This window comes from Serratia sp. G204Y, assembly GCF_051172435.1.
In the GTDB taxonomy this organism is placed as follows: Bacteria; Pseudomonadota; Gammaproteobacteria; order Enterobacterales; family Enterobacteriaceae; genus Serratia; species Serratia sarumanii.
The window spans coordinates 130,458-153,738 of the sequence record NZ_JBPIZA010000002.1 but is presented as its reverse complement, the minus strand read 5'-3'; the positions used below and the strand labels follow the sequence as shown (position 1 = coordinate 153,738).

General features: G+C 61.1%; 18 protein-coding genes and 1 riboswitch. Of the genes, 6 read left to right on the top strand and 12 right to left on the bottom strand.

The genetic code is table 11. From position 1 onward, the window contains the following. Nucleotides 1–132 precede the first annotated feature (132 nt). Nucleotides 133–2,499 (bottom strand): DNA polymerase II, encoded by a 2,367-nt coding sequence (locus tag ACSBQQ_RS15140; RefSeq protein WP_048321277.1) that lies wholly within the window; start codon nucleotides 2,497–2,499, stop codon nucleotides 133–135. A gap of 214 nt (nucleotides 2,500–2,713) precedes the next feature. Here ACSBQQ_RS15140 and ACSBQQ_RS15135 point away from each other — a divergent pair, with 214 nt between their 5' ends. After that, a complete protein-coding gene (locus ACSBQQ_RS15135; RefSeq protein ID WP_039568785.1) occupies nucleotides 2,714–3,484 on the top strand; it encodes a DedA family protein in 771 nt (256 codons plus the stop codon). Between the two features lie 26 nt (nucleotides 3,485–3,510). On the opposite strand, the gene ilvN is transcribed toward ACSBQQ_RS15135, so the two are convergent. The 7 genes from ilvN to sgrR all read right to left on the bottom strand — a co-directional run bounded on the left by ilvN (nucleotide 3,511) and on the right by sgrR (nucleotide 10,951). After that, nucleotides 3,511–3,804, bottom strand: coding sequence for an acetolactate synthase small subunit (ilvN, locus tag ACSBQQ_RS15130; RefSeq protein ID WP_016929110.1), 294 nt, complete (start codon nucleotides 3,802–3,804; stop codon nucleotides 3,511–3,513). Nucleotides 3,805–3,807: 3 nt separating this feature from the next. Beyond that, nucleotides 3,808–5,502, bottom strand: a complete 1,695-nt coding sequence (ilvB, locus tag ACSBQQ_RS15125) for an acetolactate synthase large subunit (protein WP_033649181.1) — start codon at nucleotides 5,500–5,502, stop codon at nucleotides 3,808–3,810. Between the two features lie 111 nt (nucleotides 5,503–5,613). Continuing rightward, the gene (gene ivbL / locus ACSBQQ_RS15120) at nucleotides 5,614–5,727 is read right to left on the bottom strand and encodes an ilvB operon leader peptide IvbL (protein WP_154747116.1); all 114 of its coding nucleotides are present in this window, start codon (nucleotides 5,725–5,727) and stop codon (nucleotides 5,614–5,616) included. 88 nt (nucleotides 5,728–5,815) lie between these two features. Next, entirely contained in the window at nucleotides 5,816–6,520 is a 705-nt protein-coding gene (thiQ, locus tag ACSBQQ_RS15115) for a thiamine ABC transporter ATP-binding protein ThiQ (protein WP_025301552.1), read from the bottom strand. After that, a complete protein-coding gene (gene thiP, locus ACSBQQ_RS15110; RefSeq protein WP_033649183.1) occupies nucleotides 6,507–8,114 on the bottom strand; it encodes a thiamine/thiamine pyrophosphate ABC transporter permease ThiP in 1,608 nt (535 codons plus the stop codon). The genes thiQ and thiP overlap by 14 nt, the downstream gene beginning before the upstream one ends. Beyond that, nucleotides 8,090–9,076 carry a thiamine ABC transporter substrate binding subunit gene (gene thiB, locus ACSBQQ_RS15105; protein ID WP_033652905.1) on the bottom strand — a complete coding sequence of 329 codons (987 nt, stop codon included), beginning with the start codon at nucleotides 9,074–9,076 and terminating at the stop codon, nucleotides 8,090–8,092. Before thiB ends, thiP begins: the two co-directional genes overlap by 25 nt. Before the next feature lie 57 nt (nucleotides 9,077–9,133). Then, nucleotides 9,134–9,252: riboswitch (TPP riboswitch) on the bottom strand. 37 nt (nucleotides 9,253–9,289) lie between these two features. After that, nucleotides 9,290–10,951: an HTH-type transcriptional regulator SgrR gene (sgrR, locus tag ACSBQQ_RS15100; protein WP_033649187.1), complete on the bottom strand. Its 1,662-nt coding sequence runs from the start codon at nucleotides 10,949–10,951 to the stop codon at nucleotides 9,290–9,292. Nucleotides 10,952–11,039: 88 nt separating this feature from the next. Here sgrR and sgrT point away from each other — a divergent pair, with 88 nt between their 5' ends. The 3 genes from sgrT to ACSBQQ_RS15085 all read left to right on the top strand — a co-directional run bounded on the left by sgrT (nucleotide 11,040) and on the right by ACSBQQ_RS15085 (nucleotide 14,183). Then, complete coding sequence (gene sgrT / locus ACSBQQ_RS15095; protein ID WP_170310358.1) at nucleotides 11,040–11,216, top strand: glucose uptake inhibitor SgrT; 177 nt, start codon at nucleotides 11,040–11,042, stop codon at nucleotides 11,214–11,216. A gap of 153 nt (nucleotides 11,217–11,369) precedes the next feature. Further along, nucleotides 11,370–12,566 carry a sugar efflux transporter gene (locus ACSBQQ_RS15090; protein WP_033652907.1) on the top strand — a complete coding sequence of 399 codons (1,197 nt, stop codon included), beginning with the start codon at nucleotides 11,370–11,372 and terminating at the stop codon, nucleotides 12,564–12,566. A gap of 144 nt (nucleotides 12,567–12,710) precedes the next feature. Next, a complete protein-coding gene (locus ACSBQQ_RS15085; RefSeq protein WP_033649188.1) occupies nucleotides 12,711–14,183 on the top strand; it encodes a DASS family sodium-coupled anion symporter in 1,473 nt (490 codons plus the stop codon). Nucleotides 14,184–14,221: 38 nt separating this feature from the next. Here ACSBQQ_RS15085 and leuD read toward each other — a convergent pair whose 3' ends face one another. Genes leuD through leuA form a run of 4 tightly spaced genes read right to left on the bottom strand, consistent with a single transcriptional unit; the run spans nucleotide 14,222 to nucleotide 18,904 of the window. After that, the gene (gene leuD / locus ACSBQQ_RS15080; protein WP_025159634.1) at nucleotides 14,222–14,824 is read right to left on the bottom strand and encodes a 3-isopropylmalate dehydratase small subunit; all 603 of its coding nucleotides are present in this window, start codon (nucleotides 14,822–14,824) and stop codon (nucleotides 14,222–14,224) included. 9 nt (nucleotides 14,825–14,833) lie between these two features. Then, nucleotides 14,834–16,234 carry a 3-isopropylmalate dehydratase large subunit gene (gene leuC / locus ACSBQQ_RS15075; protein WP_033637093.1) on the bottom strand — a complete coding sequence of 467 codons (1,401 nt, stop codon included), beginning with the start codon at nucleotides 16,232–16,234 and terminating at the stop codon, nucleotides 14,834–14,836. Nucleotide 16,235: 1 nt separating this feature from the next. Next, a complete protein-coding gene (gene leuB / locus ACSBQQ_RS15070; RefSeq protein ID WP_060428663.1) occupies nucleotides 16,236–17,327 on the bottom strand; it encodes a 3-isopropylmalate dehydrogenase in 1,092 nt (363 codons plus the stop codon). Between the two features lie 2 nt (nucleotides 17,328–17,329). After that, on the bottom strand, nucleotides 17,330–18,904 hold the full coding sequence (gene leuA / locus ACSBQQ_RS15065) for a 2-isopropylmalate synthase (RefSeq protein WP_060428660.1): 1,575 nt from the start codon (nucleotides 18,902–18,904) through the stop codon (nucleotides 17,330–17,332). Nucleotides 18,905–19,776: 872 nt separating this feature from the next. On the opposite strand from leuA, the gene leuO reads away from it, so the two are divergent. Then, entirely contained in the window at nucleotides 19,777–20,724 is a 948-nt protein-coding gene (gene leuO, locus ACSBQQ_RS15060; RefSeq protein ID WP_033649194.1) for a transcriptional regulator LeuO, read from the top strand. A 466-nt stretch (nucleotides 20,725–21,190) separates the two neighbouring features. Beyond that, the gene (locus ACSBQQ_RS15055; RefSeq protein ID WP_060428658.1) at nucleotides 21,191–22,999 is read left to right on the top strand and encodes an AMP-dependent synthetase/ligase; all 1,809 of its coding nucleotides are present in this window, start codon (nucleotides 21,191–21,193) and stop codon (nucleotides 22,997–22,999) included. Nucleotides 23,000–23,281 lie beyond the last annotated feature (282 nt).

The window sequence follows — 23,281 nt, the reverse complement described above, 5'->3', positions numbered from 1 at the left end:
GTTCACGCCATGCAGACGTCGTGAGACGGCAGGGCTAAGCGTGGTTCAGTTTTGGGAAGGGCGCTATGGTAATGGAAGGCGGCGCGTTCGTCACCTGCAAAACCGGATGATTTTTCTTAACCTGGCGCAATCTCAAAACAGCCCCATCTGCCCGGTGACCAGCGTGGTGAAATCGTCGTGCAAGAAAGGGAGTATAGCGTCTGCCACCGGTTGCAGCTGGCGTTCGAGGTAATGCTGATAGTCGATGGGCGAATGGCGCGTTTCCAGCGGTTCCGGCCCGGCGACGGTCATCACGTAGCTGATCCAGCCGCCGTTCTGATACTGCAGCGGCCGCCCCTGGCTGCGGTTGTAGTCGTCGGCGATGCGCGCGGCGCGTGCGTGCGGCGGCACGTTGCGCTGATAGTCGTCGAGTTTCCTGCGCAGGCGCTTGCGGTACACCAGCTGATCGTCGAAGTCGCCGTTCAGGGTTTTGCCGACGTAGTCGCGCACATAGTCCTGGTAGGGCTGCCGTTTGAAGATGCGCTGATAGAGCTGCTGCTGGAACTGCTGCGCCAGCGGCGTCCAGTCGGTGCGCACCGTTTCCAGGCCTTTGTACACCATCTCTTCCTCGCCGCCGCCGCGTGCGATCAGGCCGGCGTAGCGCTTCTTGCTGCCCTGTTCGGCGCCGCGAATGGTCGGCATCAGGAAGCGGGAATAGTGGGTTTCGAACTCCAGCTCCAGCGCGTTCTCCAGCCCGAACTGCTGCTGCAGATGCTGCTGCCACCAGGCGTTGACCCGCTGCACCAGCGTCCGGCCGATCTGCGCCGCCTGCTGCTCGTCATGCGGCTGTTTCAGCCACACGAAGGTGGAGTCGGTATCGCCGTAAATCACCTGATAACCTTCGGCTTCGATCAGCTCGCGGGTTTGACGCATGATCTCGTGGCCGCGCAGGGTGATCGACGACGCCAGCCGCGGATCGAAGAAGCGGCAGCCGCTCGATCCCAGCACGCCGTACAGCGCGTTCATGATGATCTTCAGCGCCTGCGACAGGGGCTTGTTGTGTTGGCGCTTGGCGGCCTCGCGTCCCTGCCAGATCTGCTCGACGATCGCCGGCAGGCAGTGTTTGCTGCGCGAGAAGCGGGCGTTGCGAAAGCCGGGCACCGAATCGGCGTCGTTTGGGTGGCGCATGCCTTCCACCAACCCGACCGGATCGATCAGGAAGGTGCGGATGATCGACGGGTACAGGCTTTTATAGTCCAGCACCAGCACCGAATCGTACAGGCCGGGCCGGGAGTCCATCACGAAGCCGCCGGGGCTGTGTTCCTCCGGCTGTTCGCCGAGGTTGGGGGCGACAAAGCCCAGGCGGTGCATGCGTGGCATATAAAGGTGGCTGAAGGCCGCCACCGATCCGCCGCTGCGATCGGCCGCCAGCCCGGTGACGGTGGCGCGTTCCAGCAGGAAGTTGAGCAGGTCGGCCTTGGCGAAGATGCGCGTCACCAGCTCGCAGTCCTTCAGGTTGTAGCGGGCCAGCGCCGGCTTGTCTTCGGCGAAGCGCCGGTCGATCTCCGCCATGCGTTGATAAGGGTTGTCGATCGCCTTGCCTTCACCCAGCAGTTCCTGCGAAACGTATTCCAGGCTGAAGGAGGGAAAGTTCCAGGTGGCGGACTTCAGCGCTTCGATGCCATCGATGATCAGGCGGCCGGCGGCGGCGGCGAAAAAGTGATTCTGCTTGAAGCCGTGCTCGCGCCACTCCAGCAGGTTGCCGCCGCGCCCCAGCCGCAGCGGGATCTGGTAGCGTTCGGCGTGCTTTTGCAGCACCCGCAGATCGAACTGCACCAGGTTCCAGCCGATGATGGCGTCGGGATCGTGGCGCTCCAGCCACGCGTTGAGTCGTTCCAGCAGTTGGGGGCGGCTGGCGCAGTATTCCAGATCGAAATCCAGCGGCGCATCGCCGCCGTTGGCCGGCCCCAGCATGTAGACCTGCCGCTGGCCGCAGCCTTCCAGTGCGATGGAGTAAAGCTCGCCGTGGGCGGTGGTTTCGATATCCAGCGACACCAGCCTGAGCGTCGGGCGGTAGTCCGGCGCCGGCTTCATCTGGCCATTGAGCAACGGCCCGCCGCCGTTGGCCTGGCCGTTGAACCACACCGGCGCGGTGATGAAGCGCTCCATCAGATAGCGTTCGGGCGGGCGAATGTCGGCCTCGTAGACCGTAACGCCGCCTTCCCGCAGCAGTTTTTCCAGCTTGATGAGCTGACGGTGCTGGCGGCAGTACAGCCCCAGCATCGGGCGGTGATGAAAATCCGTCAGTGCCAGCGGTTTCAGTTCCACCTGCCGTTCTTCGCGCAGCAGCAGTTCCGCGCGCGGCTTTTGTTCGGCGGGGATAAACGCCACCGAGGTTTGCGGCGGCAAGCGCAGCTGACGCGGGCCCGCGTCGGTCGCCAGCCAAAATTCGACCTCGGTGCCGGCGGGCGTGTCGCGCCAGTGGCGAGTGAGCAGGAAACCCTGTTGCAGTGCTGTCATAACCCCTTCGTCTTCCGCCGGGCGGCGTGCGCGACATTCAGCGAGATGTCGGTTTTGGCGCTAATATAGATAAATTATAGTATGTGTTTTTATACAGTCATTGTCCATCGGCGTTCGGCGCTGCCAAATACGCATACAATTCATCGATTGACTCGCCAGCGGCGGCGCTGGAAAATCCTTCGCCCCGTTTGGCCGAATAATCCGCAGAGGTGTAATGGAAGCCTATTTACAAGATTTGATCACCCAGTCGCTGGCTTTCACCCTGATGGTCGTCCTGCTGGTCGCTTTTCTCGAGTCGCTGGCGCTGGTGGGGCTGCTGCTGCCCGGCACGGTGATGATGGCCAGCATCGGCGCGCTGATCGGCAGCGGCAAGGTGGACTTCTACTACGCCTGGGCGGCGGGGATCGTCGGCTGCCTGCTCGGCGACTGGATCTCTTATTTCGTCGGCCGCGCCTTCAAAGGGCCCTTGCACCGCTGGTCGTTCCTGAAGAAGAACAAAGCGCTGCTCGACAAAACCGAGCACGCCTTGCACCAGCACAGCATGGCGACCATTCTGATCGGCCGCTTCGTTGGCCCGACGCGCCCGCTGGTGCCGATGGTGGCCGGCATGCTCGATCTGCCGCCGTACAAGTTTGCCTTGCCGAACATCATCGGTTGCCTGACCTGGCCGCCGGTCTATTTCTTCCCCGGTATCCTGGCGGGCGTGGCGATCGACATTCCCGCCGGCGCCAACAGCGCGATGTTCAAGTGGCTGCTGCTCGCCGCGGCGCTCACCCTCTGGCTGGCGGTGTGGCTGAGTTGGCGCTGGTGGCGTGAGGATAAGCGCAGTGCCGATCGGCTGAGCCGTTGGCTGACGCCGCTGCGGCTGCGCGTGGTTTGCGGATTGAGCTGGCTGGCGGCGCTGGCGGTCGGTTATCTGCTGAGCCAGCAGCCCTTGATGCCGGTGTATCGGCACCTGCTGTGGCAGGTACTGTCCGGGCAATGATTGCGGGGGCGTAAGCCCCCTTCGTATTACTGAAAGAACGCTTCCAGCTGTTCAAATACCCGCACGTCTTCGCTGTGGCGCTTCACCTGCAGCACGTCTTCCAGCTTTTCCACCTGGCTGATCATTTGCTCCAGCCGCTGATCGTCGGCGACCAATAGCCAAATGCGGCTCTGCTGGCCGTCCTTCAGCGGCAGACACAGAATGCCTTCGACGTTGAACGCGCGGCGAGCGAACAGCCCACAAACGTGCGACATGACGCCGGGATGGTTGCGCACGGCCAGCTCCAGGATCACCTGGGGTTTATCTTGTGGTTGCAGCATGGCTTATTCTCCAATCATGTCGATGTTGGCGGCGCCCGGCGGCACCATCGGGAACACTTTTTCGTTGATATCGATCAGCGCGTGGATCAGGCAGGGCCCCGGGCGTTGGATCGCTTCGGCCAGCGCCGCCTGCGGATCTTCCGCGGCGTTCAAATCGCAGGTATCCAGCCCGAATCCGGCGGCGATCTTCAGGAAGTCGGTGCGCTTCGGATAGGCGGCGGCGAAGATGCGCTGCTGGTAGAACAGGGTTTGCTGCTGGTGCACCAGCCCCAGCGCCTGGTTGTTCATCAAAATGATTTTCACGTCCAGATCGTGTTCGACGGCGGTGGCCATTTCCTGAATGTTCATCATCAGGCTGCCGTCGCCGGAGAAGCACAGCACTTTACGCTCGGGCTCCGCCAGCGCCGCGCCGATCGCCGCCGGCAGACCGAAGCCCATGGTGCCCAGGCCGCCCGACGTCAGCCACTGGCGCGGCCGGCTCAGCGGATAGGCCTGCGCCACCCACATCTGATGCTGGCCCACGTCGGTGGTGATAATGGCGCTGTCGTCCACGCAGCGCGCGGCGGCCAGCACCAGGCCGTAATGGCTCAGCGGATCGTCGGCGTTCGGCATGTTGAACGGGAACTCGCGCTTCAGGTCGTTGACGGTGCTCAGCCACGCGCTGCGCGGCTGCGTGTCGATCTGCGGCAGCAGCTGTTGCAGTACCTGGCCGACGTCGGCATGGATCGCCACGTTGGCCTGTTTGACCTTGCCCAGCTCGGCGCGATCGATATCCACGTGAATGATGGCGGCGTTAGGGCAGAACTGCTCGGTTTTGCCGATTGCCCGATCGTCGAAGCGCGCGCCCAGCACGATCAGCAGATCGGCCTCCTGCAGAATGAAGTTGGTGCTGCGCGCCGCGTGCATGCCCAACATGCCCAGCGACAGCGGGTGTTCCACCGGCATCGCCCCCAGCGCCATCAGCGTCATGGTGGTGGGCAGACCGGCGCGCTCGGCCAGTTCCAGCGCCTGCCGGTGAGCCTCGGCGCAGATGATGCCGCCGCCCAGGTAGAGGATCGGGCGTTTCGCCTGGTTGATCATCGCGGCGGCCTGCGCAACCAGCGCCGGATCGAAGCTCGGGGCGGCGTCCGGCACGGCGATCGGCGGCAGCTCTTCCAGGGTGATGGTGGCGGTTTGTACGTCTTTCGGCACATCGATCCAGACCGGGCCTGGGCGGCCGGATTCGGCGATGCGGAACGCGTCGCCGATCACCTGCGGCAGCTCGCGGATATCGCGCACCAGATGGTTGTGCTTGGTGATCGGGATGGAAATGCCGTAGGTGTCCACCTCCTGGAAGGCGTCGGTGCCGATCATCGAGGAGGGCACCTGACCGGTGATGCACACCAGCGGAATGGAGTCGAGCTTGGCATCGGCGATGGCGGTGACCAGGTTGGTGGCGCCCGGCCCGCTGGAGGCGATGCACACCGCCGCTTTGCCGTTGGCGCGCGCCATGCCCTGCGCCATAAAGCCCGCGCCCTGTTCGTGGCGCGCCAGCACGTGGTGAATACGGGTGCTTTGGCTCAGCGCGTCATACAGCGGCAGCGCGGCGCCGCCGGGGATGCCGGCGACGGTGGTGATACCCTGCCGCTCCAGCAGATGAACGATCAATTGTGCGCCGGTGAAGCTGGTGCCCGGTTGAGGCGTGCCCGAAGTTGCCATGTTCCTGTCCTTTCTCAAGGCCGGTGAGCTTTGCTGGGCAGGGTGCTAAAACAAGAAACCCCGCCCGGTTTGCGCCGGCGGGGTTTGGGAATCGATGCGTTGATTCGGACCCTACGGCGCATTGCCGACGACCACCACCACACGCACGACGACCACCGCGGCTGGTAGCGCGGTAACTAGTAGGGTCGAAGTCAGCGAGGATGCGATCACAGGGAACCTTATCATCAGTAAAAAGAGTCAGGTTTTTATAAAAACACAGGCGCAAAATTCGCACAACAGGTTTATTGGCGCAGCATAAAAAACGCGCGTCAGATCACGCTTTACCCGAAATGCCCAGCACGCGCGCTTCGGGCGCGCTGCCGTCCAGCAGCGCCTGCGTCGGGCCGTCGTAATAGATGCGGCCATCGACCACCAGCAGCGTGCGCGGGGCGATGCGCGCGGCGTCGTCGAGGTTGTGCGACACCATCAGCAGCGTCAGGTTGCGCTGTTCGCACACCGTCTGCAGCAGCTGCAGCATCTCGTTGCGCAGCGCCGGATCGAGCGCCGAGAAGGGCTCGTCGAGCAACAGGATCGGCCGTTGGCGAATCAAACAGCGCGCCAGCGCGGCGCGCTGACGCTGGCCGCCGGAAAGCTGCGACGGCAGGCGCTCCAGGTGCTCTTCCAGGCCGACCTGACGAGCGATATGCGCCCGCTGTTGGCGCTGCTGTTCAGTCAAGCGCAGACCGGGATCCAACCCCAGCCCGATGTTCTGCGCTACCGTCAGGTGCGCGAACAGGTTGTTCTCCTGAAACAGCATCGACACCGGCCGTTTGGCCGGCGGTGTGGCCGTGTGGTCTTCGCCGTTCAGCAGCAGCCGGCCGCTGGCCGCCGGCAGAAAACCGGCGATCAGGCTCAGCAGGGTGCTTTTACCGGCGCCGCTGGGGCCGAGCACCGCGACGCGCTCGCCCGGCTGGATGCGCAGATCAAAGCGCATCGGCAGGTGTTCATACAGATAGGTCAGTTTTTCAAGCGTCAGCATGGCGCCCCGGTAAGCGTTCGATCAGGGTAAACAGCAGGAAACACAACAGCAGCAACAGCAGCGCGGTCACCGCCCCGTCGTTGCTGCGGTAGGCGCCAATCTGCTGATACAGGTAAAAAGGCAGGGTACGGAAATGCTCGTTGCCAAACAAGGCGACCACGCCGAAATCGCCGATCGACAGCACGCAGGCGAAGGCCAGCGCCTGCGCCAGCGGGCGACGCAACGCGCGCAGTTCGATCAGCCGCAGCCGTTGCCAGCCGTGGATATCCAGCGACAGGCACAGTGGGTTGTAACGTTCGGCGAGGTCGCGCATCGGGTTCTCCAACACCTTCAGCGCATAGGGCACCGCCATCAGCGCATTGGTGAGGATCACCAGCGCATAGGGTGACTGCGGCAGCCCGATCGTATCGCTCAGCAGCAGGAAGAAGCCGGTGGCCAGCACGATACCCGGCATCGCCAGGATCACCATGCCGCTCAGCTCCAGCGCCTGGCCGCCGTGCAGATGCTGCCGCAGCTTCAGCTCGCGGCTGCTCCACAGCAGCATCATCGTGAGCGTCACGCACAGCAGCCCGGCGCCGAGGGCGATGCGCAGCGACGTGAACAGCGCCTGCCACAGCACCGGCTGGCGCAGCACGCTGACGATAGCCTGATTGGCGCCGTCGGCGATTACCGCCAGCAGAGGCGGCAATAACAGCAACAGCGCGGCGGCGATCAGCAGAAAATCGCCGACGCGCCGCCACAGGCTGTCTTCCGGGTTGCGCCAGCGCTGGGCGTGGGTATGGCCCACCGGCAGCGCCTGGCTCAGGCGCTGGCTGAGCAACACCAGCCCCAGACAACAGCTTAACTGGATCAGCGCCAGCATGGCGGCGCGACCCAGATCGTAGTCGTAACTCAGCGCCTGGTAGATCGCCAGTTCGATGGTGGTGGCCTGCGGCCCGCCGCCCAGCGACAGCACGGTGGCGAAGCTGGCGAAGCACAGCATGAAGATCAACGCGCCGCTCGGCAGGATCTGGCGGCGCAGCGCCGGCCATTCGACGAAGCGGAACTGCTGCCAGCCGTTCATGCCCAGCTGGGCGGCCAGCTGGCGCTGCTCCACCGGAATGTTCTCCAGCGCCTGCAGCAACAGGCGGGTGGCCAGCGGCAGGTTAAAGAACAGGTGCGCCAGCAGAATGCCCTGCAGGCCGTAGGGCGAAAAGCCATACTCGACGCCCAGCCAGCCGCACAGCGTCGCAAGCCAGCCCTGGCGCCCATAGACGCTGAGCAGGCCGAACACCGCCACCAGCACCGGCAGCACCAGCGTCATGGCGCACAGCCGCAGCAGCAGCTGACGGCCGGGGAAACGGCGGCGATAGAGCGCGCGTGCCAGCAGAACGGCGGGCAGCACCGAAATCAGCGCCGACAGCAGCGCCTGCCAGAAGGTGAATCGCACCACGTGCCACAGGTAGCTGTCCTGCCACAGGCCGCGCCAGTCGCTGCCCGGCGCGTGACGCCACAGCGAGCCCATTGCCAGCGCGGCGACCAGCAGGATCACGCCGGCGGCCAGCAGCCCCGGCCAGAGCCAGCGGGGGATCAGCGGCTGACGGCGGTTTGCCATGCCCGGATCCAGCCGCCGCGTTGTTTGGCCACCTCTTCGGCGCTGTATTGCAGCGCGGTCTGCGGCACGTTCATCTGCTCAAAGCCGACGGGCAGTGGGGTGTTGATCACCGGGTACATCCAGTTGCCGGTCGGGATGGTGTTCTGGAACGCCGGCGTCACCATGAACTGCATGAAGCGCTCCGCCAGCTCAGGCTGTTTGGCGGCCTTCAGCTTGCCCGCCACTTCCACCTGCAGGTAGTGGCCTTCGCTGAACGTGGCGGCGGCGTAGAGATCTTTTTTCTCTTCGATCAGGTGATAGGCGGGAGAGGTGGTGTAGCTGAGCACCAGATCGCCTTCGCCTTTCAGGAACAGGCCGTAGGCTTCGCTCCAGCCTTTGGTGACGGTGACGGTCTTCTTCGCCAACTGCTGCCAGGCGGCCGGCGCCTTGTCGCCATACACTTTTTGCATCCACAGCAGCAGGCCGAGGCCCGGCGTGCTGGTACGCGGATCTTCGTAGATCACTTTCCAGTTGCGATCGCTGCTGACCAGCTCCTGCAGGCTTTTCGGCGGGTTCTTCAGTTTTTCTTTGTTGTAGACGAAGGCGAAGTAACCGTAGTCGTAAGGCACGAAGGTCGCGTCCTGCCAGCCGCCCGGCACCGTCAGTTTGGCGGTGTCGACGCCGCTCGGCGCGAACAGGCCGGTTTGCTGCGCCGCCTGCAACAGGTTGTTGTCCAGCCCCAGCACCACGTCGGCGGCGCTGTTCTTGCCTTCCATGCGCAGGCGGTTCAGCAGCGAGACGCCGTCTTCCAGCGCGACGAACTTCAATTCACAGTCGCACTCGGCTTCGAAGGCTTTTTTCACCGCCGGGCCGGGGCCCCAGTCGGCGGCGAAGGAATCGTATGTGTAAACCGTCAGCGTCGGCTTGGCGAACACCGGCGCGGCGCACAGTAGCAATAAGCAGGGCAGATATTTTTTGACCACGTTGCACTCCTGAAAAATAAGGGGGCAAGGGTATCTGAGGGGGCGAGGCGGCGTCGCCGGTTCGCTGGGCTCAAATCCCTCCGCCGGTATTGACCGGATCAGGTTCGACGGGTGTGCTCTCAGCGGAAAATCGGGCTTATCACGCGGCCCGACTTACCGCACCCCGTTGAGACGGCGCTATTGTAAAGATTAACCGACCCGGGCGAAAGGCGCTTATGCCTCCGGCGGGGCAAACCAGGCGGACTTGAAGTCGAACCAGCCGAGGGTGTTCATCCGCACGCCGCGCATGCTGCGCTGGCCGTGCAGCTGTAGCCAGTGGTGGAACAGCGGATGCAGCTGGTGGTTGCTGACCAGACGCTGGCAGAACTCGGCCAGCGGCAAGCGGTTGGCGCGCCACAGCGCCGCGTCCTGCGCCAGATCTTCGTTCATGCAGTGCTGCATCAGCGGCAGTTCGTACAACGTGGCGAACAGCGAAAACTCCAGCGGCAGATAGAAGTTGGCGCTGCCGAGCCACAGATCGCTGCGCGCGTCGCCCTGGTGCCAGGTGGCGTAATCCACGCTTTGCACAATCAGGCGGATGCCGTGCTGCGCCAGCAGCGGTTCGATCGCCTGGCGAATGGCGTGAAACTCCGAATGCTCATTGAAGTGGGTCATCGTCAGTTCGGTCAGGCCCGCGGGCTTGGGCTGCTGCGCCAGCGTGCGGTTGTGGTGCCAGCGCGGCAGCAGGCCGTACGCCGGCGACCAATAGCGCTGGTAGAGCGGCCCGGCGTGGCTCAGCAGCGAAATGGGGTTGATCAATTCGCACAGCCAACTGCGAATGGCGGGATCGGTGGCCAGCGGGGAGCGCTGATCGAACAGCAGGAAATAGCAGCCCTCTTCCAGCCGGCTTTCCAGCTCGCTGTTGCCGGTTTCATCGCCCTGCAGCTGCACGCCGGAGTGCACCAGCTCTTCGGAAAACTCCGGCAGCACCCAGATGTTCACCTCGTCGATCAGCGCCCGGTAGCCGAAATAGTCGTCGAAGGCGTGGATCTTCATCTGGCTGGGATGGTTGCGCACCATGCGGTAGGGGCCGGTGCCGACCGGATGGCGGGCGAAATCAGGCAGTTCGCGCCATTCGCGCGGCAGGATCATGGCCTGCACGCTGCCCAGCAGCCAGGGCAGCCAGTGGTCGGGGCTGCGCAGCTGCACGTCGATCACGAACGGCGTCGGCGAGGTGACGCTCTCGATATGCGAGAACAGCGGTTGCGAGGTCAGACGTGAGAGGGAAGTGATGACGTCCGCCATCTCCAGCTCGCGGCCGTGATGAAAATGGATCGCCGGGCGCAGGTAAAACCGCCAGTGCAGCGGCGTCAGCGCCTGCCAATGGTGGGACAGATCGGACTCGAGTTCCCCGTTTTCCTCATTTATGCGCGTCAGGCCGTTGAAGATCTGGCGCGCCAAATGGGTTTCCGATCGCCGCAGCGCCGAGCCGGGCAGCAGGTTGTACAGCTGCCGGTAGTAGAGCACCCGCAGGATATGTTTCCCCTGGCGGAAGCTGCGCCCCAACTGCGACAGCAGCATCTGGCGCACCACGTTTTTGTCGCCCACCAGCTGCACCAACTGATCGATGCGGTCCTGTTCCAACAGCTCCTCGGCCCGCTGTTGCTGCAGCGCCAGGCCGGTGTAGTGGAAGGTTAGCCGCGAACGTTTGCCGCGCCCCGACTCCGCCTGCCAGGTGAGCCAGCCCTCTCGCTGCATGGCGCTCAGCAGGGAGCGCACGTGGCGCCGCGAGCAGCTCAGCACCTCCGCCAGATCCTGCAGCGTGGTGTCGGTGGTTTCACCGTGGCAGCGCTGCCACAGACGGATGAACTGCTGCTGCAATCGGGACGTGGACATAAAAGAGGAACGCTCCTGCCTCAACTCGTCAATTTTTCTTTCCCTATATTACGCCGATAATTTTCATCAATGAAAGGGGGAGGGCGTAATGATGAAAGCTTTCTTATCCAGACAGTTCTACCAGCGCTATTTCAGCGCGGTGCGCCGCCAGCGCGCAGACTGGCTGAGCGTGGTGCCCGAGCAGGCGCGGCTGGCGATGCTGGCGCACCTGACGCAATGGGACATCAAAGAGATGACCGATAAGCAGTATCGCGAGCACCTGTAGGGGCTCCGGCAACCAATTTCTGAGTAATGGTGCTGTTTCACCAGCCAGTGGGGCGACCCACTGGTTTTTTTATGCGTGGTCATGGCAATGCGCTTGCATTTTTCTCGCCGTGGCCTAAGGTTCTTTTTTCTGCTTTGAGGTCAGGAAGACGATATGCAACGCCTGAGCCGGTTGTCACAGCGCATCAATCCCATCTTTGCCGCATTCCTGCTGATTGCTTTTCTTTCTGGCATCGCCGGCGCGTTGCTGACGCCGACGCTCAGCCTGTTTCTGACCACCGAGGTCAAGGTGCGGCCGCTGTGGGTCGGGCTGTTTTACACCGCCAACGCGGTGGCCGGCATCGTCGTCAGTTTTCTGCTGGCCAAACGCTCCGATACCCGCGGCGATCGGCGCAGGCTGATCCTGCTGTGCTGCCTGATGGCGGTCGGCAACTGTCTGCTGTTTGCCTTTAACCGCGACTACCTGACGCTGATCACCGCCGGGGTGCTGATGTCCGCCGTTGCCAACACCGCCATGCCGCAGATTTTCGCGCTGGCGCGGGAATACGCCGACAGCGAGGCGCGTGAAGTGGTGATGTTCAGCTCGGTGATGCGCGCCCAGCTATCGCTGGCGTGGGTGATTGGCCCGCCGCTGTCGTTTGCGCTGGCGCTCAGCTACGGGTTCACCGTGATGTTCCTGATCGCCGCCGCCACCTTCGCGGTCTGCGTGCTGCTGGTAGGATTCATGCTGCCTTCGGTGCCGCGCGCGGCGGATGGCGAAGGGTTGCGGGAAGGCGCTTCCGCGCCGATTGCGCCCGCCAGCGCCTGGCGCAATCGCGATGTGCGGCTGCTGTTCATCGCCTCGATGCTGATGTGGACCTGCAATACCTTGTACATCATCGATATGCCGCTGTATATCACCGCCGATCTCGGCCTGCCGGAGGGGCTGGCCGGGGTGCTGATGGGCACCGCCGCCGGGTTGGAGATCCCGGCGATGCTGTTGGCCGGTTATTACGTCCAACGCTTCGGCAAACGCAACATGATGCTGCTGGCGGTGGCGGCGGGCGTGCTGTTTTATCTCGGGCTGACGGTGCTGGAGAGCAAGCCGGCCCTGATCGCGCTGCAGTTGCTCAACGCGGTGTTTATCGGCATCGTCGCCGGTATCGGCATGCTCTATTTTCAGGATTTGATGCCGGGCCGGCCGGGCGCCGCCACCACGCTGTTCACCAACAGCATCTCTACCGGGGTGATCCTGGCCGGGGTGCTGCAGGGCGCGTTGGTGGAGAATTTCGGTCATGGCTCGGTGTATTGGATGGCGGCGCTGTTGGCGCTGGCGGCGCTCGGGATGAGCGCCAAAGTGCGTGAAGTGTGAGGTCAAACGACGGCATTCTTGATGCAAGTCATTGAGAAGGCTGAACCGGACGCCCAAGCTGAAGACATATGGCGCGCGATCGTTGCGCCCACGCCCATCTCGCTATTGAGATGCCGCCTTGTCGTTTAGAACAGTGGGAACGTTATGGATAAACTCACACCGCTCAAACCGCTTCCTTCCCTGTGCGCCCTTGCCGCCACGCTGATTATCTGGTTCCTCATTCCCGTGCCGGAGGGCGTCGCGCCTAATGCCTGGCAGCTGCTGGCGCTGTTTATCGGCACCATCATCGCCATCATCGGCAAGGCGATGCCGATCGGCGCAGTCTCGGTGATCGCCATCGCCCTGGTGGCGGTGACCGGCGTCACCAATCCCGGCAAGCCGGGCGCCGCGCTGGACGACGCGCTCAGCGGCTTTTCCAACCAGCTGATCTGGCTGATCGGCTTTTCGATCATGATCTCCCTCAGCCTGAATAAAACCGGGCTGGGCGCGCGCATCGGCTATTACTTTATTTCGCTGTTCGGCAAAAAAACGCTGGGCATCGCCTATGCGCTGACGCTGGCGGAAACCACGCTGGCGCCGGTGACGCCGAGCAACACCGCGCGCGGCGGCGGCATCATTCACCCGATCATGAAGTCGATCGCCGACAGCTTCGGCTCCAAACCCGAGCTCAATACCTCCGGCAAAATCGGCCGCTACCTGTCGCTGGTGAACTACAACATCAACCCGGTCACCTCGGCGATGTTTATCACCGCTACCGCGCCTAACCCGCTGATTGTCAGCCTGATCGCCAAAGGCACACACGGCAGCTTCGAGCTGTCCTGGTCGATGTGGGCAGTCGCCGCTCTGGTGCCGGGACTGTGCTCGCTGATCGTGATGCCGCTGGTCATCTATCTGCTGTATCCGCCGGAGGTGAAAAGTACCCCGGACGCGCCGCGCTTCGCGCGCGAAAAACTGCAGGCGCTGGGGCCGGTAACGCTGCCGGAGAAAATCACCCTCGGGGTGTTCGCGCTGTTGCTGGTGCTGTGGGCCGGCATTCCGGCGATGATCTTCGGCCCGGCGCTGGCGGTCAATCCCACCACCGCGGCGCTGATCGGCCTGGCGGTGCTGCTGGCCACCGGGGTGCTGAGCTGGGAGGATGTGCTCAAGCATAAAGGTGCCTGGGACACCGTGGTGTGGTTCTCGGCGCTGGTGATGATGGCCAGCTTCCTCGGCAAGCTGGGGCTGATCGGCTGGCTGTCGCAAACCGTGGGCAACGGCATCGACCATATGGGCATGAGCTGGGTGGGCGGCACGATCTTGCTGACCCTCATCTATTTGTATTCGCACTATTTCTTCGCCAGCACCACCGCGCACGTGACGGCGATGTTCGCCGCCTTCTTCGCCGCCGGCATCGCGCTCGGCGCGCCACCGGCGCTGCTGGGCCTGATCCTGGCGTTCTCTTCCTCGCTGATGATGTCGCTGACGCATTACGGCACCGGCACCGCGCCGATCGTCTTCGGCTCCGGCTACGTGACGCTGGGGGAATGGTGGAAAGCGGGATGGGTGATGAGCGTGGTTAACTTGCTGATCTGGATAGTGATCGGCGGAGCATGGTGGAAGCTGCTGGGCTACTGGTGAGGAAAAAAACTCACCCGCCGGGCGGCGGGTGAAGGGGATTAATTCAAAAACGCCGGCTGCTGCGCTTCGTAGCGGGAGATGTCCGCTTCGTGCTGCAGCGTCAGGCCGATGCTGTCCAGCCCGTTGATCATGCAGTGGCGGCGGAAGCTGTCGATTTCGAACGGATAGCTTTTGCCGCCGGCGTTGACCGTCTGGTTCTCCAGATCCACCACGAACTCCGTTCCCTCGTTGGCGTCCACCAGCTTGAACAGCTCATCCACCTGCTGTTCGCTCAGCGTCACCGGCAACAGCTGGTTGTTGAACGAGTTGCCGTAAAAGATATCGGCGAAGCTCGGCGCGATCACTACTTTGAATCCGTAATCGGTCAGCGCCCAGGGCGCGTGTTCGCGCGAGGAGCCGCAGCCGAAGTTCTCGCGCGCCAACAGGATGCTGGCGCCTTTATAGCGCGGTTTGTTCAGCACGAATTCCGGGTTCGGCTGCTGGCCGGCGTCGTCGAGGAAACGCCAGTCGTTGAACAGGTGCTGGCCGAAGCCGGTGCGGGTGACCTTCTGTAAAAACTGCTTGGGAATAATGGCGTCGGTGTCGACGTTGGCCGCATCCAAAGGCACCACTAAGCCGGTATGTTGAGTAAATTTAGCCACGTTAGCCCCTTAGTGAATATCACGGATGTCGGCGAAGTGACCGGCAACGGCGGCCGCGGCGGCCATCGCCGGGCTGACCAAGTGGGTGCGCCCACCGCGGCCCTGACGCCCTTCGAAGTTACGGTTGCTGGTGGACGCGCAGCGCTCGCCCGGATTCAGGCGATCGTTGTTCATCGCCAGACACATCGAGCAGCCCGGCAAACGCCATTCGAAACCGGCTTCGATAAAGATTTTGTCCAACCCTTCGGCTTCCGCCTGGGCCTTCACCGGGCCGGAGCCCGGCACCACGATGGCCTGCACGCCGCTGGCGACCTTGCGCCCCTTGGCGATCGCCGCCGCCGCGCGCAGATCTTCGATGCGCGAGTTGGTGCAGGAGCCGATGAACACTTTGTCGATCGGCACGTCGGTCAATTTGATGCCCGGTTTCAAGTCCATGTAGGCCAAGGCTTTTTCCGCGGAGGCGCGCTCGACCGGATCGCTGAACGATTCCGGCGCCGGGATCGCCTGATTGACGGCGATCACCTGGCCGGGGTTGGTGCCCCAGGTGACCTGCGGCGCGATCTCTTCGGCGCGCAGCGTCACCACGGTATCGAATTGGGCGTCGGCATCGGACTTCAGCGTGCGCCAATAGGCGACCGCCTGCTCCCAGTTTTCGCCGGTTGGCGCGAACTGACGCCCCTTCAGGTAGGCGAAGGTGGTGTCGTCCGGCGCGACCAACCCGGCCTTGGCGCCCATTTCGATCGCCATGTTGCACAGGGTCATGCGGCCTTCCATGCTCAACGCTTCGATCGCCTTGCCGCAGAACTCCACCACGTGGCCGGTGCCGCCGGCGCTGCCGGTTTTGCCGATCACCGCCAGCACGATGTCTTTGGCGGTAATACCCTCGGCGGCGTCGCCGGTGACTTCAATCTTCATGGTCTTGGCGCGGCCCTGCTTCAGGGTCTGGGTCGCCAGCACGTGTTCCACTTCGGAGGTGCCGATGCCGAACGCCAGCGAGCCGAAAGCGCCGTGGGTGGCGGTGTGCGAGTCGCCGCAAACGATGGTCATGCCCGGCAGCGTCATGCCTTGCTCAGGCCCGATCACGTGCACGATGCCCTGAAACGGGTGGTTCAGGTCATACAGCGAAACGCCGAATTCCGCGCAGTTCTTGATCAGCTCCTGCATCTGGATGCGCGCCATCTCGCCGCTGGCGTTGATGTCTTTGGTCTGGGTCGACACGTTGTGATCCATGGTGGCGAAGGTTTTTCCGGGCTGGCGCACCTTGCGGCCCATGGCACGCAGGCCGTCGAACGCCTGCGGCGAAGTGACTTCGTGCACCAGGTGACGGTCGATATACAGCAACGGCGTTTCGTTCGGCGCTTCATGCACCACGTGGGCGTCGTACAGCTTCTGGTATAAGGTCTTGGCCATGTTATGCCCCCTGAGCTACAAAGCGAGCGATGATGTCGCCCATTTCATCGGTGCTGACGGCTTTGCCGTCACCGGCCAGATCGGCGGTGCGGTAGCCCTGTTCCAACGCCTGGTTGATGGCGCGCTCCACGGCGTCGGCCGCTTCATCGGCGCCCAGGCTGTAACGCAGCAGCAGGGTGGCGGACAGGATCTGCGCAATCGGGTTGGCAATGCCTTTGCCGGCAATATCCGGCGCGGAACCGCCCGCCGGTTCGTACAGGCCGAAGCCTTGCTCGTTCAGGCTGGCGGACGGCAACATGCCCATCGAGCCGGTGATCATCGCGCACTCGTCGGACAGGATGTCGCCGAACAGGTTGGAGCACAGCAGCACGTCGAACTGGGACGGATCCTTGATCAGCTGCATGGTAGCGTTGTCGATATACATGTGCGACAGCGACACGTCCGGGTAATCCTTGGCGACCTGATTGACCACTTCACGCCACAGGATGGAGCTTTGCAGCACGTTGGCCTTGTCGATCGACGTCACCTTGTGGCGGCGCTTGCGGGCTGATTCGAAGGCGATGCGCGCGATGCGTTCAATCTCGAAACGGTGATACACCTCGGTATCGAAAGCGCGCTCCTGCATGCCCTGGCCTTCGCGGCCCTTCGGATGGCCGAAGTAGATGCCGCCGGTCAGTTCGCGCACGCACAGAATGTCGAAGCCGCGGGCGGCGATGTCGGCGCGCAGCGGGCAGAATGCCTCCAGCCCTTGATACAGGCGCGCCGGGCGCAGGTTGCTGAACAGTTTGAAGTGCTTGCGCAGCGGCAACAGCGCGCCGCGTTCCGGCTGCTCGGCCGGCGGCAGGTGTTCCCATTTCGGGCCGCCTACCGATCCGAACAGGATGGCGTCGGCCTGCTCGCAGCCGGCGACGGTCGCCGGCGGCAGCGGGCTGCCGTGGCGATCGATGGCGATGCCGCCGACGTCGTATTCGGCAGTGGTGATGCGAATGTCAAAGCGTTGACGCACCGCGTCCAACACTTTGCGCGCCTGAGCCATTACTTCCGGGCCGATGCCGTCTCCGGGCAAGACGGCAATGTGATAAGTCTTCGTCATGTTCACACCGTTTCCTGATTATTTTGATGTTTGTTTTGCTGCAGGCGCTGCTTTTCTTTTTCTACCTGCTGTGAGCGCCAAATATTGTTCAACACGTGCACCATCGCCTTGGCGGAGGATTCGACGATGTCGGTCGCCAGACCCACGCCGTGGAAGCGGCGGCCGTTGTAAGAGACCACGATATCCACCTGGCCCAGCGCGTCGCGGCCATGGCCCTTGGCGGTCAACTGGTACTTCACCAGCTCGATCGGGTAGTCGGTGATGCGATTGATTGCCTGATAAACCGCATCGACCGGGCCGTTGCCGGTGGCGGCTTCGGCTTTCTCTTCGCCGCCGCAGCTCAGTTTCACCGAGGCGGTGGCCATGATGCTGCTGCCGGACTGCACGCTGAAGTAGCCCAGGCTGAAGTGCTCCGGCTCTTCCTGCTGTTTGTTGATGAAGGCCAGCGCCTCCAGGTCATAGTCGAACACCTGGCCCTTTTTGTCGGCCAGCTTCAGGAAGGCGGCGTACAGGGTATCCAGGTTATAGTCCTGCTCCTGGTAGCCCATCTCTTCCATGCGGTGTTTCACCGCCGCCCGGCCGGAGCGGGAGGTCAGGTTCAACTGCACGTCCTTCAGGCCGATCGACTGCGGGGTCATGATTTCGTAGTTTTCGCGGTTTTTCAGCACGCCGTCCTGGTGAATGCCGGAGGAGTGGGCGAAGGCGTTGGAGCCGACGATCGCCTTGTTGGCCGGGATCGGCATGTTGCACAGCTGGCTGACGATCTGGCTGGTACGGAAGATTTCCTGATGATTGATGTTGGTGTGCACGTTCATGATGTCCTGGCGCACTTTAATCGCCATGATCACCTCTTCCAGCGAACAGTTGCCGGCGCGCTCACCGATGCCGTTCAGGGTGCCTTCCACCTGACGGGCGCCGGCCTGAACCGCGGCGATGGAGTTGCCGACCGCCATGCCCAAATCGTCGTGGCAGTGCACGGAAATGATGGCTTTGTCGATGTTCGGCACGCGGTCATACAAGGTGGTGATGATGCCGCCGAACTGGTTCGGCGTGGTGTAACCGACGGTGTCCGGAATATTGATGGTGGTGGCGCCGGCGTTGATGGCGGCTTCGACCACGCGGCACAGATTGTCGATCGGCGTGCGGCCGGCGTCTTCACAGGAGAACTCTACGTCGTCGGTGTAGTTGCGGGCGCGTTTGACCGAGCGCACCGCCATCTCCAACACTTCGTCGAACGAGCGCTTCAGTTTCGATTCGATGTGCAGGGTTGAGGTGGCCAGGAATACGTGGATGCGGAATGCTTCGGCGACGCGCAACGCTTCGGCGGCCACGTCGATGTCTTTGTCCACACAGCGAGCCAGGCCGCAGACGCGGCTGTTCTTGATCTGGCGCGCGATGGTTTGCACCGACTCGAAGTCGCCCGGCGAAGAGACCGGGAAGCCGACCTCCATCACGTCGACGCCCATTCTTTCCAGCGCCAGCGCAATCTGAATCTTCTCTTTTACGCTCAGGCTGGCCTGCAACGCCTGTTCGCCATCACGCAGCGTGGTATCGAAAATAATGACTTGTTGGCTCATCGGTGCATTCCTTATCGTGTTGATTTCACGCTAAGCGGGCAAAAAAAAACCCGCGCAGTAGCGCGGGTTTCTTATGGGTGATCGGCTGAGTCAGCTCCGAACTTCGTCCACAGGCATACCGCGCAAACAAGATGCGTTGAGTAGTAGGCCTAGTAGACGATGAGTACGGATCATAAGGGTTCAGCTTCTCTTAAATTGGGTGTCTGCCTAATTTGATACGTGATTGGCCTGGCGATGTCAACACCTGATTGAATGCGGGGACAATGCACCAGCCCATTGGCCAAACAGAGGATCATTCGGCAAAAAAGCGACGCCTTAGAGAAAAAATGGGGCCAGTTTGCGCGCTGCTTAGCATAAACGAATCGAATATATACTGCGCTAATTGCTTCTGGATTTCGTTGCGTTAAGATTTGCGATGAAAAAATAAGAGGGATTAATCACGGGAGGCAACAAAATAACATTTTTTATACAAATGATTTAAATTGAATTCATATGATTAATTGATTATTTTAGTCATAATATAACAAAATAATGTAATTTTACACAAAGTGAGCGGTGTTTTTAGATGGTTTGATTGCTTATGATGTGTTTTTATAGTTTGTCTCATACAGTGCAGCTATGTTGTTTAGTTGTATTAATCATTGTTGATACCTAATTATTAGTACTACCCAGGTGGCATTCTTCCCGCTGACGGGAGAAACTACTGACATGTATTCCATATACGACTTATATCGTGTCGATAACACGAGGTTTTTTATCGGTTGATGACGGTAATGGCAGGATTTGTCGTGCAAAGATATGACAATGCGGCGTTTCATTGTTTGTCGAGCATAAGGATTAGATTATCTACACAGGATTTAGTGGAGTGAAATATGGCTGAATATGATTCAGAAATCACTATGGTCAAAGAGCCGGCGGACATTCATTTGCGCAGCGTCGATCTTAATTTGCTGACGGTGTTTGACGCCGTGATGCAAATGCAAAATATTACGCGAGCCGCTAATTCGCTAGGGATGTCGCAGCCGGCGGTGAGCAACGCGGTAGCGCGCCTGAAGGTGATGTTCAACGACGAACTGTTCGTGCGCTGCGGGCGCGGGATCCAGCCCACCATGCGGGCCAGGCAGCTGTTTGGCCCGGTGCGGCAAGCGTTGCAGCTGGTGCAGAATGAATTGCCGGGCGCCGAGTTCGAGCCGCTGACCAGCACGCGAGCGTTTTCCTTGTCGCTGTGCAGTCCGCTCGATTTGCGCCTGGGCGCCGGGATAATCAATCACGTCAAACAGATCGCGCCGCAGCTTAACCTGCAAATAAAGTCATACATCAACAATAATATCGAACATCAATTGCGTTATCAGGACGTCGAGTTTGTCATCGGCTACAGCCGTTTCGAATCGGCAGAGTTTCGCAGTTTGGCGATGTTCGACGACGAATTAGTGCTGGCGGCCGCGCAGGCGCACCCGAGAATGGGCGAGGAGGCGACGCCGGAGCAAATGCTGGCCGAACAGCACGCGGCGGTATCCCTGGAAAGTTTTGGATCGTTCAGTAAGCCTTTTTATTTAGAGGAACCGATGCTGCGCGCCGTGACGCAGCAGTGCACGGATCTCTACAGCGTGTTGAATATGGTGTCGCAAACGGAGATGGTGGCGATTGCACCCGCCTGGCTGGTGAGACAACAGACGGAGGCGTTGAAAATAAAGGCGGTTCCTTTGTGCGCCAATCACAATAAAGCAACCTGCTATCTTTCTTGGCATGAATCCTCCGAGCGGGATAAAGGGCACCAGTGGATGAAATCCGTCCTGATTGAGGCGGGTAACCCAAAGTAAATCGATAAAAAATGGGAGCCATATAAAGATAATATTCAACTGAGCGTTTTTTTCTCATGATAAAAACTAAGAACTATCTGTGTTTTTATTAAGATGTTTCTTGGTTTTACGGCGATAAAATAACTTATTTTCATAGTGGGTTTGTTCGTTCAGCAAAAATAATTAATATAAATTAATATTCTGATTTTTACTTTCCGGCTAGTATTTTAAACTAACTCGATGCGGCGGCCCGGATGGGCCGCGTTTTATTGCCGCCGGCAAACCTTTTCCTTCCCGTTCTGTCCAACTGATGAAAGTGCGAAAGCCGGCCTGAGTTTTGGCTCACACTTCTACGCTGAAATCGCTTTTCCCCCTGCCTGAGAGTAGGTAGACTGCGCGGAAAAAAGTAAACACGTGTAAGCTGAGATGAGGGCCGCAAGGCGTCGTTCAGGCTTAACTGTATGATTCATTTCAGGCTTAGAGCACTATGATCACTAATCTGCTGCAATACCATCTGATCCATCGTATACAGCATCAAATCACCCACCGAGCCGATCGCACAGCTTTTCGCCAATGGTCGCCCAACGGCGAGTTGCAACTGACCTGGGGAGCGGCCGCCGCCCGCATCGATCGCATCGCCGCCGGGCTGCTGGGGCTGGGCGTCGAAGTGCAAGAACGCATCGGTATTTTCGCCAATAACACGATGGCCTGGTCGTTGACCGATCTCGCGATCCTGCACCTGCGTGGCGTCAGCGTGCCGCTCTATTCCACCAATACGCCGGCGCAGGCGGCGTTTGTCACCAACGACGCCGACATCCGCATACTGTTCGTCGGTGAGCAGGCGCAGCTTGACGCCGCCATCGCGCTGCGCGGCGTCTGCCCACAGCTGCGGCACATTATCGTCTTCGACGAGGGGGTCGATCTGCGCGGCTGCGAGATCGCACAGCATCTGAGCGCCTTCGAGCGCGCTGCCGATCCGGCGGCTTTTGCCGCTCAACGTCGGCAGCGTATTGAAGAGTGCGACCTGCAGGATCTCTTCACCCTGATTTATACCTCGGGTACTACCGGCGAGCCGAAAGGGGTGATGCTGGACTACCGCAACCTGGCGGCGCAGCTCTACCTGCATGATGAAAGGCTGACGGTCGGCGAAGAGGATGTGTCGCTCAGCTTCCTGCCGCTGTCGCACGTGTTCGAGCGGGCCTGGAGCTTCTTTGTGATGCATTCCGGCGCGCAGAACGTCTTCCTGCCGAATACCGACTGGGTGCGGGAAGCGATGGGGCAGGTCCGCCCGACGCTGATGTGTGCGGTGCCGCGTTTCTACGAGAAGATTTTCAGTGCGGTGCATGAAAAAGTGGCACGCGCCCCTTGGCTGCGCCGTGCGTTGTTCCACTGGGCGATCGTCTGCGGCGAGCGCAAATTCCTGCAGGAGCGCGCCGGCAAACCGTTGGGTAAAGTGTTCGACTTCACCCACCGCTGGGCCGACAAGCTGGTGTTGAGCAAGCTGCGCGGTATCCTCGGCGGCCGGGTGCGCTTTTTGCCGGCGGCGGGCGCCAAGCTGGACGACAATGTGATCCTGTTTTTCCAGGCGATGGGCGTCAACATCAAGTACGGTTACGGCATGACCGAAACCTGCGCCACCGTCTCCTGCTGGGAAGAGGGGCATTTCCGCTTCGGCTCTATCGGCAAACCGCTGCCTGAGGTCGAGGTGCGCATTGGCGAGGAAAATGAAATCCAGGTGCGCGGGCCGATCGTGATGCGCGGCTATTTCAACAAACCGTTGGAAACCGCCGCGACCTTTACCGAGGACGGCTGGCTGAAAACCGGCGACGCCGGGGCGATCGATGAAGAGGGCAACCTGTTCATCACCGAACGGCTGAAGGATTTGATGAAAACCTCCGGCGGCAAATACATCGCGCCGCAGATGCTGGAAGGCACGCTGGCGCAGGATCGCTTTATCGAGCAGGTGGCGATCATCGCCGATGCGCGCAAGTTCGTTTCCGCGCTGATCGTGCCGTGCTTTGAGTCGCTGGAAGAGTATGCGAAGTCAGTCAATCTGAAGTATCAGGATCGCCTGGAGCTGCTGCGCAACGGTGAAATCCTCGAGATGTTCGAAAAGCGTCTGCGCGAGATGCAAAAGGAGCTGGCGCGCTTCGAACAGGTGAAGAAGTTCACGCTGCTGCCGGCGGCCTTTTCCATGGAGCTGGGAGAGCTCACGCCAACGCTGAAGCTGCGCCGCAAAGTGATCCTGCAGCGCTATCAGCGCGAAATCGATTCAATGTACCAGGAACAGGCATGACGCCGCCGCCGGGCCATATGCCCGGCGAAAAAATCGGCATATCCTTCACCTGATTTAGTTCTGTAATTTTCCCTCTGTTCGAAACAATGCCTAGCCTGACAACCCTGCGGCTAGCGCATTGTTTTTATAATGCCGTGATATCCAGCCGCTTGGCAATAACCATGCCTCCGCTAAGCCATTTTGTCGTTTGCCTGCCCCAAATTCTGACGTTATGTTAATTCGATAGCGACAACCCATAAAAACTTTGGGGCATTGCCCCGCAGCAGGCGCTACGTTCCGGCG

What these genes read in the sequence shown, in the direction of transcription:
- leuA (WP_060428660.1), bottom strand. Translation starts at nt 18,904, where the DNA reads ATGAGCCAACAAGTCATTATTTTCGATACCACGCTGCGTGATGGCGAA.
- ACSBQQ_RS15140 (WP_048321277.1), bottom strand. Translation starts at nt 2,499, where the DNA reads ATGACAGCACTGCAACAGGGTTTCCTGCTCACTCGCCACTGGCGCGAC.
- leuC (WP_033637093.1), bottom strand. Translation starts at nt 16,234, where the DNA reads ATGGCCAAGACCTTATACCAGAAGCTGTACGACGCCCACGTGGTGCAT.
- thiP (WP_033649183.1), bottom strand. Translation starts at nt 8,114, where the DNA reads ATGGCAAACCGCCGTCAGCCGCTGATCCCCCGCTGGCTCTGGCCGGGG.
- leuB (WP_060428663.1), bottom strand. Translation starts at nt 17,327, where the DNA reads ATGACGAAGACTTATCACATTGCCGTCTTGCCCGGAGACGGCATCGGC.
- ACSBQQ_RS15090 (WP_033652907.1), top strand. Translation starts at nt 11,370, where the DNA reads ATGCAACGCCTGAGCCGGTTGTCACAGCGCATCAATCCCATCTTTGCC.
- sgrT (WP_170310358.1), top strand. Translation starts at nt 11,040, where the DNA reads ATGATGAAAGCTTTCTTATCCAGACAGTTCTACCAGCGCTATTTCAGC.
- ACSBQQ_RS15085 (WP_033649188.1), top strand. Translation starts at nt 12,711, where the DNA reads ATGGATAAACTCACACCGCTCAAACCGCTTCCTTCCCTGTGCGCCCTT.
- leuO (WP_033649194.1), top strand. Translation starts at nt 19,777, where the DNA reads ATGGCTGAATATGATTCAGAAATCACTATGGTCAAAGAGCCGGCGGAC.
- ivbL (WP_154747116.1), bottom strand. Translation starts at nt 5,727, where the DNA reads ATGATAAGGTTCCCTGTGATCGCATCCTCGCTGACTTCGACCCTACTA.
- sgrR (WP_033649187.1), bottom strand. Translation starts at nt 10,951, where the DNA reads ATGTCCACGTCCCGATTGCAGCAGCAGTTCATCCGTCTGTGGCAGCGC.
- ilvB (WP_033649181.1), bottom strand. Translation starts at nt 5,502, where the DNA reads ATGGCAACTTCGGGCACGCCTCAACCGGGCACCAGCTTCACCGGCGCA.
- thiQ (WP_025301552.1), bottom strand. Translation starts at nt 6,520, where the DNA reads ATGCTGACGCTTGAAAAACTGACCTATCTGTATGAACACCTGCCGATG.
- ilvN (WP_016929110.1), bottom strand. Translation starts at nt 3,804, where the DNA reads ATGCTGCAACCACAAGATAAACCCCAGGTGATCCTGGAGCTGGCCGTG.
- ACSBQQ_RS15135 (WP_039568785.1), top strand. Translation starts at nt 2,714, where the DNA reads ATGGAAGCCTATTTACAAGATTTGATCACCCAGTCGCTGGCTTTCACC.
- ACSBQQ_RS15055 (WP_060428658.1), top strand. Translation starts at nt 21,191, where the DNA reads ATGATCACTAATCTGCTGCAATACCATCTGATCCATCGTATACAGCAT.